An 11572-nucleotide genomic window follows, 5' to 3' on the forward strand; every position below is an offset into this window, starting at 1 on the left:
CGCGTCCACAGCTTTTTCATTCAAATAATAGAAAGAGAAGAATAATGGCAGAAAAAACATACCCAATGACCCTAGCAGAAAAAGAAAAATTGGAACAAGAATTAGAAGAATTGAAATTGGTCCGTCGACCTGAAGTGGTGGAACGGATTAAGATCGCTCGTTCATATGGTGACCTCTCAGAAAACTCTGAGTATGAAGCGGCAAAAGATGAACAAGCTTTTGTTGAAGGTCAAATCTCTAGCTTGGAAACAAAAATCCGTTATGCAGAAATCGTCGATAGTGACGCTGTTGCAGTAGACGAAGTAGCGATCGGAAAAACCGTTACAGTTCAAGAAGTTGGCGAAACAGATGAAGAAGTATACAGCATCGTTGGTTCAGCAGGGGCAGATGCCTTTGCAGGAAAGATTTCTAACGAAAGCCCAATCGGTCACGCTTTGATTGGTAAGAAGACAGGTGACGTTGTCACTGTTGAGACACCAGCTGGAAGCTACCAAGTGAAAATTTTGAACGTAGAAAAAACAGCGTAACTATAAAACGCAAGCCCTCCAAGAGGGCTTGTTTTTTTGTGCTCTTAATCTTTTTGTGAGAGTGAAAATTCTTTGCTGACTGAACGATATCAAAAAAAGCACTTGAACCTTGGGTTCAAGTGCTACTGTATACCGCTAGAATTAGTAGTTTGTACTACTTTCTATTGCGTTGTTTTCCTGCATTGCGGTTGTTTTTTGGTTTGTGTTGGATTTGTGTCGTTGCAGTAGGTGTGACATCTTTTTTCACGCGGTGACTAGTCGCTTTAGGAGGATTGTTTTTGTATTCCTCAGCGACTCGTTTGCGAAGATTTGGACGAATCAAGTAGTTGATGACAAATTGTTGGATAATTTGGATCACCCCACCGACTACCCAGTAAAGAGTTACTCCGGCTGAGGAGATCAATGAGAAGACACCGATCATAATCGGACTCATCAGTGATGCTTTGCGCATGCTTTCCTTTTGGGTTTCATCTTCAATTCCATGAAGAGAAAGCATACTTTGGATATAGTAAAGAACTGCTACGATCGCTGTCAAGAGCAAGCTTGGTTTGCCGAGAGCAATGCCAAGGAAGCTACTATCTGCTACCCCTTTGGTGTGCTGAGCTGCAAAGAAGAGAGCTGAGAAGAATGGCATTTGGATCAAGAGTGGCAAACACCCAACTCCACCAAACATGCTAACTCCATTTTCACGTTGAGCAGCCATTAATTCCTGTTGCGCCAATAGCTTTTCTTCTTGTGTGCTAGCGTTCTTCATGCGCTCTTGGATTGGCCCAAGGATAGGTTTTAAGTAGTTCATCTTTTCAGATTGGTAGGTTGCCTTCCATGATTGGTACAAACCAAGTGGCAAGATGATTAACCGTACGATCAAGGTGACGATAATAATCCCGATCCCAAAGCCTAAGCCAAGGTTGTTGGCAAAGAATTTGATGGCTTCGCCCATTGGACGGCCAAGAAGATTCCAGATCAATCCAGTCGGATTTCCAGTTTTCCGATCGACACTCACGCATCCTGATAAGAAGACAAGCGAAGCTAGTCCCATCGATGCAAGTAATGCAAGTTTATTTTTTTTCACAAATAGTTCCTTCTTTTTTTTAATGTTACCTTTCTATTCTACTGTTTTTTTTGAAAATACACAATAGTTCTCTAGTCTTAATTTGCAATTTTGAAGTCTGTATAGTTTTCAAAGTTTGCGAGCGTAACATCTAAATAAGTCACATGCGCAAAAGGCGTAGGACCTTTGCGAATTTCTTGGATGAATTTGGCCATTTGGCTACTAGACTCTGCCTGTGCCAGAATGCCAACTGTTCCGTCGTCATTATTCCAGACACGGCCAGTGATCCCACCGATCTCTAAAGCAAGACTGTAGACTCCCCAGCGAAAGCCAACCCCTTGAACCCGTCCTTGGGCAATCATTTTTACCTTTTGCATGTGCGACCTCCTTGACTCGAAGAAATCTATCTGAGGTATGATTTCTTCTTTTTCTTTGTGCTATAATAGTTCTATGAATATTATAACGTCTAAATCCAATAATGTAATCAAAAATGCAAAAAAATTACATCAAAAAAAATACCGGACAGATTCTTATCTCATTGAAGGCTGGCATCTGTTTGAAGAGGCAGTAGAAAATCATGCGAAGATTCGGCAGGTCTTTGTTTTAGAAGCCTATTTAGACCGGGTAGAGGACATCCAAAAAGTCACTATCGTGACTCCGGAGATCTTAAGCCTCTTGGCAGATTCGAAGACTCCTCAAGGGATTGTCGCAGAGATTCTTCTAGAGCAGCCAGAGCTTCCGGATCAGCTACAAGGGCGATTCCTCTATTTGGAGGATGTACAGGATCCTGGCAATGTAGGGACGATGATTCGAACAGCAGATGCAGCAGGTTTTGATGGCGTCATGCTTTCGAAAGCCTCCGCTGATCTATACAGTCTCAAGACCCTTCGATCCATGCAGGGCAGTCATTTCCATATTCCTATCTGGAAACTGGATCGAGAAGAACTATTGGAGCGAGCTGCGCACTCTCATCTAGCAGTTCTCGCAACGACGCTTTCAGAAGCTTCCATTGACTACCGTCAGCTTTCTCAGACCGATCAGTTTATCCTGGTTATGGGGAATGAAGGAAATGGCATCAGCCAGGAAATGGCGGCACAAGCAGACCAGCTGGTTCATATTCCCATGCCAGGTCGGGCAGAGAGTTTAAATGTTGCAGTGGCAGCAGGAATTTTGATGTTTTCTTTAAGGAAATTTTGAGAAAAAGAAGTATACTTAACCTGTAAGAAGAAGTTGATGGAGATCTTATTGGGAGAGCTTATCAACGAAAGGTGGTTATCTTATGCAATATCATCGTGACAAAGAATACATGACCTATGTAGGCCATCTGATCCAGCATCCTAAGGTTCAAAAATTAGCCGACATTCCCCACCATATTCATTCCAATCGTTTGGAGCATTCCATTCATGTGAGCTATACCAGTTATAAACTGGCTAAAAAATTTGGTTGGGATGCCAAAAGTACGGCTCGGGGTGGCCTCTTGCATGACCTCTTTTACTATGATTGGCGCGAGACCAAGTTTACGAAAAGTCACGCCTGGATCCATCCCCGCATTGCCGTGAGAAATGCACGAAAGATCACAGATCTCAATGCCAAGGAAGAAGACATCATTATTAAACACATGTGGGGAGCTACCCTTGCTCCGCCTCGCTACAAAGAATCCTTCGTAGTGACCATGGTGGATAAATACTGGGCTGTTAAAGAAGCTTCAGAACCATGGCGTAAAAAGATGGCTAAAAGGAGATTTTTTCATCGAAAAATGTTAAAATCGTAGTAAACAAATTTGAAAGGAACTTGTTAATATGTATAATGATTCAGTAATCCAAGAACAAAGTGGATTGAATGCTTTTTATAACAAAATCTACTCATTAGTTGGGATCGGTGTGGGGATTTCAGCCCTTGTGTCTGGCCTGATGATGACAGTCTTTCAAGACTTCTTCGTACAAATCTTGACAACCGCACCAATGGTTTACTACGCAGCAGTGGTTGTAGAATTGATCTTGGTCTTTGTTGCAAGTGGGAAGGCTGTTAAAAATAGCCCGTCTGCTCTTCCGATCTTCTTGATCTACTCAGCTTTGAATGGCTTTACCTTGAGCTTTATCATTGCTCGCTACATGCAAGCAACTGTCTATAAGGCTTTCTTGGTCAGTGCCTTGATGTTTATTGTCATGGGAGCTATCGGACGCGTCGTGAAAAAAGACCTGTCTGGAACGGGACGTGCCTTGATGGGAGTCTTGATCGGTGTGATCATTGCTTCTGTTGTGAACATGTTCTTGAGAAGTTCTGGAATGGACTATATCTTGAGTATTATCTCTGTCTTCCTCTTTGCAGGATTGACAGCTTGGGATAACCAAAAGATTCGCTATGTCTATGATCAAACAAATGGTCAACCTGCTACAGGTTGGGCAGTAGCGATGGCTTTGGAACTTTATCTTGACTTTATCAACCTCTTTATCAGCCTTCTTCGTATCTTCGGAAGAAACGACTAATCAAAGAGAGATTGAGCTGGGGCAGTTGCCTCGGCTTTTTTTGTCTTTCGACTTGTGCTATACTAATAGTGACTAAAGAATAGAAATGAGCGCTTATGAAAACACCCTTTGTAACCCGTGAACAATTAGAAAGCCTGACCCAAGAATTTCCGACCCCTTTCCATCTCTATGATGAAGCAGGAATTCGTGAAACGGCTCGTGCTCTCCATCAAGCTTTTGCTTGGAATGAAGGTTTTAAAGAATACTTTGCCATCAAGGCGACTCCTAACCCATCGATCCTAAAAATTTTGCAAGAAGAGGGCTGTGGTGTCGACACCGCCAGCTACGTGGAATTGTTAATGGCGGATAAACTGGGCTTTAGTGGAAAAGAGATCATGTTTTCTTCTAACAATACGCCAGCAGATGAATTTGTCTATGCTAGAGAATTAGGGGCAACGATCAATCTGGACGCCTATGAAGACATTGCTTTCTTGAAGTCTGTGACTAGCATTCCCAAGGTCATTTCTTGCCGCTATAATCCTGGTGGAGTTTTTGAACTGGGAACCGATATTATGGACAATCCTGAAGAAGCCAAGTTTGGAATGACCAAGGAGCAATTGATCCAAGCCTTTATCGAGTTGAAAGAACTAGGTGTGGAAGAGTTTGGCATTCACGCTTTATTAGCTTCTAATACTGTATCCAACGACTACTATCCAGAGCTAGCGCGTCAACTTTTTGAATTAGCAGTAGAAGTCGTCGAGAAAACAGGTGTCCACTTGGGCTTCATCAACCTCTCTGGTGGAGTTGGGGTCAATTACAAGCCAGAACAAGAACCAAATGATATTGCCATTATTGGGGAGGGCGTGCATCGCGTTTTTGATGCGATTCTTAAACCAGCAGGACTTGGTCATGTGAAAATCTATACCGAGCTTGGTCGCTTTATGCTGGCTTCACACGGCCTCCTGGTAACAAGAGTCACTCATAAAAAGAAAACCTACCGGACCTATGTGGGTGTCGATGCTTCAGCTGTGAATCTTCTTAGACCGGCTATGTACGGTGCTTATCACCATATTACCAATATGGATCGTTCAGATGAACCAACTGAAGTGGTCGATGTCGTGGGAAGTCTCTGTGAAAACAACGATAAATTTGCCAAACAACGAGAACTACCCGTGACGGAGATTGGAGATTTACTCGTGATCCATGACACTGGAGCCCATGGATTTTCAATGGGCTATCAGTACAATGCCAAGTTGCGTTCGGCAGAAGTTTTGCTTCAAGAAGATGGGCAGGCCCGTTTGATTCGTCGAGCAGAAAAACCAGAAGATTATCTTGCGACACTCTACGGCTTTGACATTGAAAAATAAGCGATTGTCTGATATAATGATAGTTATGTAAAAATAATGGATCGGAGAAAATTGTATGAATCTCTTTTTAGGAATTTTGTTGATTATTTTGGCTTTCTTTGGTGGGATGGTTGCAGGAATGTTCTTGCTTCGTCGTCAATTTGAAAAAGAATTTGCATCAAATCCCCGTTTGAATGTTGAAGCAGTTCGGACTCTTTTAGGTGCGAGTGGCCAACGTCCAAGCGAAGCAAAAGTTCAACAAGTCTATCGCCAAATTGTGAGCCAACAAAAATCAGCAATGGCGAAAAACAAGAAAAAATAAGAGTGGGGCAATCTCACGATAATAAATGAGAGGGGCTTGGAGGAATTTCTTAGTCCCTCCTTTTGGAAGGAAGAGATATGGATAACCGACCGATTGGTTTTTTAGATTCTGGAGTAGGGGGCCTGACAGTTGTCCGCGAATTGCTCCGTCAGCTTCCTCACGAAGATGTCGTCTATATTGGAGATTCAGCGCGTGCACCTTATGGTCCTAGACCAGCAGACCAAATTCGCGAGTATACTTGGCAGATGGTGAACTTCCTTCTGACCAAAAATGTCAAGATGATTGTGTTAGCTTGTAATACAGCGACTGCAGTGGTTTGGGAAGAAGTCAAGGAAAAACTTGATATTCCTGTTTTAGGAGTGATTTTGCCCGGTGCTTCTGCAGCCATTAAATCAACGACCCATCAAAAAATTGGGGTGATTGGGACACCGATGACGGTTTCTTCTGGAATTTATAAAGAGAAGATTCAAAGTCTGGCACCAGATATGAAAGTCACCAGTTTAGCTTGTCCCAAGTTTGTTCCTTTAGTGGAATCCAACGAGTTGGCATCCAGTGTGTCCAAAAAGGTGGTTTACGAAACCCTAAAACCACTAGTTGGAAAGGTTGATACCTTAGTCTTGGGATGCACCCATTATCCCCTGTTAAAACCGATCATTCAAAATGTGATGGGACCGGATGTCAAATTGATTGATAGTGGAGCGGAGTGTGTTCGGGATATTTCCGTCTTATTAAACTATTTTGAGCTCAATAAGAGCCGCGAACTCTTAGAGCAGACCTACCGCTTTTATACCACTGCAAATGCCAATAGCTTTGCAGCGATTGCCGAAAAATGGCTAGAACGTTCAGTGAATGTGGAGCACGTAAATTTATGAGTGACAAACTATTTGAATACAAAGATTCCCAAGATTGGTATATTGCCCAATGGGGAGAAGATGCAGACTACAATCAATTTAGTCAAGTGCCTGCGGGAGCTTCCACTTTGTTAGACCAGCTGGAACTTCTCTTTGCCAAGGATCCTGAAGGATTTCCTCTCAATCTATCGGTGATGCGCTATGGATCAGCCTTTCGTTTCCTAACCTTTTTGACTGAAATTTTGAATGAAGTCAAGGGAAGATCTTTTGAAATTATCCAGCGTCAAGGAGCCTTGCTCTTGGTTGAAAAAGGGAAATTGCTCTATTTGCATTTGCCAAGTGATGGGGTGGATTTGGAAGCCTTCTTGGGTCAAGACAAGGTCAAAGATACGATTCTTATTGCGACTCGAAATGAGGGAAAAACCAAAGAATTCCGTAATATGTTTGAAAAGCTAGGCTTTGAAGTGGAAAACCTCAATCAGTATCCAGAGCTTCCAGAAGTCGAAGAAACAGGGATGACCTTTGAGGAGAATGCCCGCCTAAAAGCTGAAACCATCGCAGAGCTAACTGGGAAAACAGTCTTAGCGGATGATTCAGGTTTGAAGGTAGATATCTTGGGAGGCTTACCAGGAGTTTGGTCAGCTCGTTTTGCGGGAGTTGGAGCGACAGATGCGGAAAACAATGCGAAATTGTTGCACGAATTGGCCATGGTTTTTGATTTGAAAGATCGTTCAGCTCAGTTCCATACGACCTTGGTGGTTGCAAGACCAGGCAGGGAAAGCCTAGTGGTGGAAGCTGATTGGCCAGGGTATATTAATTTTGAGCCCAAAGGAGAACACGGCTTTGGCTATGATCCTCTCTTCTTAGTTGGGGAAACGGGCCGTGCTGCTGCTGAATTAACGCTAGAAGAAAAAAATACACAATCACATCGTGCTTTAGCTGTTAAAAAGTTATTGGAGGTATTTCCATCATGGCAAAACAAACAATCATCGTGATGAGTGACTCGCATGGAGACCGCTCCATTGTTGAAGCTATTAAAGAAAAATACCTAGGCCAGGTCGATGGGATCTTTCACAATGGGGATTCTGAGCTAAAAAGTGACGATCCTGTCTGGGAAGGGATCCACGTTGTCCAAGGAAATATGGATTTTTATGACGGCTATCCGGAACGCTTGGTGACTCAACTAGGGCCAACACGGATTATCCAGACCCATGGGCATCTCTTCCAGATCAATTTTAGTTTTCAAAAATTGGATCTGTGGGCCCAAGAGGAAGAAGCAGATATCTGTCTTTACGGCCACCTTCATATCCCAGATGCTTGGAAGGAAGGAAGAACCCTCTTTGTGAATCCTGGATCGATCAGTCAGCCACGCGGTCTGATTCGAGAGTGTTTGTATGCCAAGATAGAGATTACGGATTCGAACTATAGGGTAGAGTATTATACGCGAGATCATGAGTTGTATCCTGAATTGACAAAGGAGTTTAGCAGATGATAGCAAAGGAATTTGAACGTTTCTTGCTGGCGCAGGAAGAGACGTTCTTAACTCCAGCCAAAAATTTAGCGGTCTTGATTGATAACCACAATGTAGACCATGCTGTCTTGTTGTTGAGCCAGATTAGCTATAGTCGTATTCCGGTAGTGACGGATGAACGCAAGTTTGTGGGGACGATCTCCCTAACGGATATTCTATCTTATCAATTGAAACACGAGATTCCTGAGGAGACTTTTGCCTCGATGGATATCTTAGACGTTGCAAAGAAGGAGGTCGGGGTCATCGGCTTAGACTTCAATTTGACAGAAGTCCTTCATAAGTTGGTGGATGACTCCTTCTTATCAGTGGTGGATGAAGAAGGGTATTTCCAAGGGATTATTACACGGAAATCGATTCTTAAAGCCATCAATTCGCTAATGCATGATTTTTCAAATGAATACGAGATGATTCCAAAATGAAAGAATTTATTGCAAGTTTTATTGATCAAAAAGAATTAAGTGAAAATTCTCAGTCTGCCTATTTCTATGATTTGGACCAATTTATTGAGTCGATCCATGGAAAAGTGACACCGACAAATTTGAGAATTTACCAAGCTTCGATAAAAGATTTTAAACCGGCGGTTCAAAAACGAAAATTATCCGCTGTTAACCAATTTTTATATTATTTGTATCAAGAACGCTTTATTTCTGAATACCATCGTTTGGTCTTGCCTAAAATTCAACCGGCCAAGACCCATGATCGTGAATTGTTGGATCTGACCCATTTTTGGGAAGAATCAACCAATCCACAGGGACGATTGATGGCCTTATTGATTCTGGAGATGGGCTTATTGCCAAGTGAGATCCTCCAAGTCAAGGTCGAAGATATTCAGCTGGACTTTCATGTCATTCGAGTGGGCAAAGATGGCCAAAAACGGGTTTTAAAAGTTCCAGAGCCTTTACTGGATGAGTTGCAACTCTTCCTGGATGGTGTCTATCTCTTTGATAATAAAGGAAAATCATACTCTCGTCAGTGGGGATTCCGACAATTAGAAGCCTTCTTGATCGAAAAAGGCAACCAAGACCTTTCGGCACAATCGATTCGTGAGCAGTATATTTTGAAACAACGGGAACTCGGTGTGGATCTCTTTAGTATTGCGCGTGAATTGGGCCTAAAAACCATGGTGACATTAGAAAAATATAAATAATGGATATTAAAATTAAAGATTTTGAAGGGCCTTTGGACCTCTTGCTCCACTTGGTCTCTAAATACCAGATGGATATCTATGAGGTCCCCTTGATTGAGGTGATCGAACAGTACCTGGCTTATCTAGCGACTCTCCAAGCTATGAAACTAGAGGTAGCTGGGGAATACATGCTGATGGCTAGTCAATTAACCCTGATCAAGAGTCGTAGACTTCTTCCTAAGGTCGCAGAGGAGATGGATGAAGCAGAGGATCTAGAGCAGGACCTCCTTTCTCAATTGGAAGAGTACCGTACTTACAAGCAATTAGGAGAGTTGATGGCCTCGCAGCACGAGGAGCGCGCCCTCTATTATTCGAAACCAAAGATGGAATTGGTCTATGACGATACCGAATTACTTCATGATCGCACCACGGTGGATCTCTTCTTGGCTTTCTCAAAACTATTGACGAAGAAAAAAGAAGAATTCCGCCAGAACCATACAACCATTGTCAAGGATGAATACAAGATTGAGGATCTGATGGACCAGCTGCGTCACCGATTCCACGATCGCTCACAAGTTCTCTTACAGGACTTGTTTCTAGAAGCAGCGGATCTCCAAGAGGTCATTACCCTATTTCTTGCAACCCTTGAATTGATCAAGATCCAAGAGGTCACAGTGGTACAGGATACGGCTTTCGGAGAAATTTACTTAAATAGGATTGAACATGAGCAAATTAGCTGAAATTGAAGCACTCTTATTTGTAGCGGGTGAAGAGGGAATTACTGCCAGACAAATCGCAGATCTTCTCTCTTTACCCCCAACAGGTGTGGTGCAAAGTTTAGAAAAATTGGCCCAAAAATACCAGGAGGATACAGGTACGAGTCTGTGTTTGATGGAGACAGCTTCCCGTTATAAATTGGTGACAAAGGCAGACTACGCTTCGGTTTTACGAGACTATTCTAGAACGCCTATGAACCAAAGTTTGTCTCGGGCTGCCCTTGAAACCTTGTCAATTATTGCTTATAAGCAACCGATCACCCGCGTGGAGGTCGATGATATTCGAGGTGTCAATTCCAGTGGTGCTATTACCAAACTACTGTCATTTGATCTGATCCGCGAAGACGGAAAAAAAGAAGTCCTCGGGCGTCCTAATTTGTATGTCACGACGGAGTATTTTTTGGATTATATGGGGATCAATCATTTGGAGGAATTGCCAAAGGTTGAGGAAGTGGACATCGATCCAGAAGAAGGTCAATTATTTTCAGAGAGAACAGAGGAACTAGATGAGAATTAACAAATATATTGCCCATGCAGGCGTGGCTAGTCGTCGCAAGGCCGAAGAACTGATCAAGCAAGGCTTGGTGACGGTCAATGGCCAAGTTGTGCGTGAATTAGCGACTATCATTAAAACCGGTGATCAGGTTGAAGTAGAAGGGACTCCAATCTATAACGAAGAAAAGGTCTATTATCTTTTAAATAAGCCACGTGGCGTCATCTCTAGTGTATCAGATGATAAAGGGCGGACAACAGTCGTTGACCTTTTATCTCAAGTACCAGAGCGCATCTACCCAGTGGGACGTTTGGACTGGGATACATCTGGTGTCTTGATTTTGACCAATGATGGTGATTTTACAGATGAGATGATTCACCCGCGCAATGAAATTGATAAGGTCTATGTGGCGCGTGTCAAAGGGATTGCCAATAAGGAAAACTTGCGTCCCTTGACGCGAGGGGTGACCATTGATGGAAAGAAAACCAAGCCAGCGACTTACGAGATTTTAAAAGTCGATGTTGAAAAGAACCGTTCAGTGGTTCAGTTGACCATTCATGAAGGGCGTAACCACCAGGTTAAAAAGATGTTTGAAGCGGTGGGACTTTTAGTGGATAAACTCTCCCGGACCCAGTTTGGAAATTTGGACGTCTCAGGGCTACGTCCGGGTGAATACCGTCGCTTGAACAAAAAAGAAATCAGCCAACTGCACAATCTAGCAGTAACTAAATCTAAAAAAGCATGAAAACAATCCTAATTGCACTGGTCAGAGGCTATCAAAAATGGATTTCTCCCCTATTTCCGCCTTCTTGTCGCTTTCAACCGACCTGTTCCAATTATATGATCCAAGCGATTGAACGTTTTGGTGTGAAAGGTGTCTTGATGGGGATTGCGAGGATTCTACGTTGCCATCCTGGAACCAAAGCAGGACCGGACCCCTTGCCAGACCATTTTAGTCTGAAGCGAAATGAAGAATCAAAATAGGACGATCGCAAATAAACAGAAACGAGGCTGGGACAAAAGTCCTAGCCTCTCAATTATTTTTGGATTGTCGAGCAAGACGCAGTGGTTGAGTGGGCTCTAC

The 11572-nt window shown here is 43.0% G+C and carries 17 protein-coding genes; 15 read left to right on the forward strand and 2 right to left on the reverse strand.

What is annotated here, in order from left to right; translation table 11 throughout:
• Nucleotides 1-44 precede the first annotated feature (44 nt).
• A complete protein-coding gene (gene greA / locus H7T97_RS07335) occupies nt 45-527 on the forward strand; it encodes a transcription elongation factor GreA (RefSeq protein WP_003005389.1) in 483 nt (160 codons plus the stop codon).
• Between the two features lie 154 nt (nt 528-681).
• Here the strand turns inward: greA and yidC are convergent, their stop codons facing one another.
• Together yidC and H7T97_RS07345 are read right to left on the reverse strand one after the other, a co-directional pair.
• Nucleotides 682-1599, reverse strand: coding sequence for a membrane protein insertase YidC (yidC, locus tag H7T97_RS07340; RefSeq protein WP_003008377.1), 918 nt, complete (start codon nt 1597-1599; stop codon nt 682-684).
• 77 nt (nt 1600-1676) lie between these two features.
• Nucleotides 1677-1955: an acylphosphatase gene (locus tag H7T97_RS07345; protein ID WP_023918900.1), complete on the reverse strand. Its 279-nt coding sequence runs from the start codon at nt 1953-1955 to the stop codon at nt 1677-1679.
• A gap of 73 nt (nt 1956-2028) precedes the next feature.
• Between H7T97_RS07345 and H7T97_RS07350 the strand changes: the two genes are divergently transcribed.
• The 14 genes from H7T97_RS07350 to yidD all read left to right on the forward strand — a co-directional run bounded on the left by H7T97_RS07350 (nt 2029) and on the right by yidD (nt 11472).
• Nucleotides 2029-2775 (forward strand): TrmH family RNA methyltransferase, encoded by a 747-nt coding sequence (locus H7T97_RS07350; protein WP_049523730.1) that lies wholly within the window; start codon nt 2029-2031, stop codon nt 2773-2775.
• Nucleotides 2776-2857: 82 nt separating this feature from the next.
• Nucleotides 2858-3349: an HDIG domain-containing metalloprotein gene (locus H7T97_RS07355; RefSeq protein WP_003005617.1), complete on the forward strand. Its 492-nt coding sequence runs from the start codon at nt 2858-2860 to the stop codon at nt 3347-3349.
• Nucleotides 3350-3377: 28 nt separating this feature from the next.
• Complete coding sequence (locus H7T97_RS07360; RefSeq protein ID WP_201089930.1) at nt 3378-4064, forward strand: Bax inhibitor-1/YccA family protein; 687 nt, start codon at nt 3378-3380, stop codon at nt 4062-4064.
• 95 nt (nt 4065-4159) lie between these two features.
• Nucleotides 4160-5410 carry a diaminopimelate decarboxylase gene (locus H7T97_RS07365; RefSeq protein WP_049482903.1) on the forward strand — a complete coding sequence of 417 codons (1251 nt, stop codon included), beginning with the start codon at nt 4160-4162 and terminating at the stop codon, nt 5408-5410.
• Between the two features lie 55 nt (nt 5411-5465).
• On the forward strand, nt 5466-5711 hold the full coding sequence (locus tag H7T97_RS07370) for a YneF family protein (protein ID WP_195189419.1): 246 nt from the start codon (nt 5466-5468) through the stop codon (nt 5709-5711).
• Between the two features lie 77 nt (nt 5712-5788).
• Nucleotides 5789-6583: a glutamate racemase gene (gene racE / locus H7T97_RS07375; protein WP_195227443.1), complete on the forward strand. Its 795-nt coding sequence runs from the start codon at nt 5789-5791 to the stop codon at nt 6581-6583.
• Entirely contained in the window at nt 6580-7557 is a 978-nt protein-coding gene (locus tag H7T97_RS07380) for a nucleoside-triphosphate diphosphatase (RefSeq protein WP_195227444.1), read from the forward strand. The genes racE and H7T97_RS07380 overlap by 4 nt, the downstream gene beginning before the upstream one ends.
• On the forward strand, nt 7533-8054 hold the full coding sequence (locus tag H7T97_RS07385) for a metallophosphoesterase (protein ID WP_195227445.1): 522 nt from the start codon (nt 7533-7535) through the stop codon (nt 8052-8054). The genes H7T97_RS07380 and H7T97_RS07385 overlap by 25 nt, the downstream gene beginning before the upstream one ends.
• The gene (gene cbpB / locus H7T97_RS07390; protein WP_195227446.1) at nt 8051-8512 is read left to right on the forward strand and encodes a cyclic-di-AMP-binding protein CbpB; all 462 of its coding nucleotides are present in this window, start codon (nt 8051-8053) and stop codon (nt 8510-8512) included. The genes H7T97_RS07385 and cbpB overlap by 4 nt, the downstream gene beginning before the upstream one ends.
• Nucleotides 8509-9240: a site-specific tyrosine recombinase XerD gene (gene xerD / locus H7T97_RS07395; protein WP_003005319.1), complete on the forward strand. Its 732-nt coding sequence runs from the start codon at nt 8509-8511 to the stop codon at nt 9238-9240. Before cbpB ends, xerD begins: the two co-directional genes overlap by 4 nt.
• Nucleotides 9240-9959, forward strand: a complete 720-nt coding sequence (locus tag H7T97_RS07400) for a segregation/condensation protein A (protein ID WP_049472072.1) — start codon at nt 9240-9242, stop codon at nt 9957-9959. Before xerD ends, H7T97_RS07400 begins: the two co-directional genes overlap by 1 nt.
• Nucleotides 9943-10512, forward strand: a complete 570-nt coding sequence (gene scpB, locus H7T97_RS07405) for an SMC-Scp complex subunit ScpB (RefSeq protein WP_070587004.1) — start codon at nt 9943-9945, stop codon at nt 10510-10512. The genes H7T97_RS07400 and scpB overlap by 17 nt, the downstream gene beginning before the upstream one ends.
• Nucleotides 10502-11233 carry a pseudouridine synthase gene (locus H7T97_RS07410; protein WP_003005375.1) on the forward strand — a complete coding sequence of 244 codons (732 nt, stop codon included), beginning with the start codon at nt 10502-10504 and terminating at the stop codon, nt 11231-11233. The genes scpB and H7T97_RS07410 overlap by 11 nt, the downstream gene beginning before the upstream one ends.
• Nucleotides 11230-11472 (forward strand): membrane protein insertion efficiency factor YidD, encoded by a 243-nt coding sequence (yidD, locus tag H7T97_RS07415; RefSeq protein ID WP_049486129.1) that lies wholly within the window; start codon nt 11230-11232, stop codon nt 11470-11472. Before H7T97_RS07410 ends, yidD begins: the two co-directional genes overlap by 4 nt.
• Nucleotides 11473-11572: the final 100 nt, after the last annotated feature.

This window comes from Streptococcus parasanguinis, assembly GCF_016648925.1.
Classification (GTDB): Bacteria; Bacillota; Bacilli; order Lactobacillales; family Streptococcaceae; genus Streptococcus.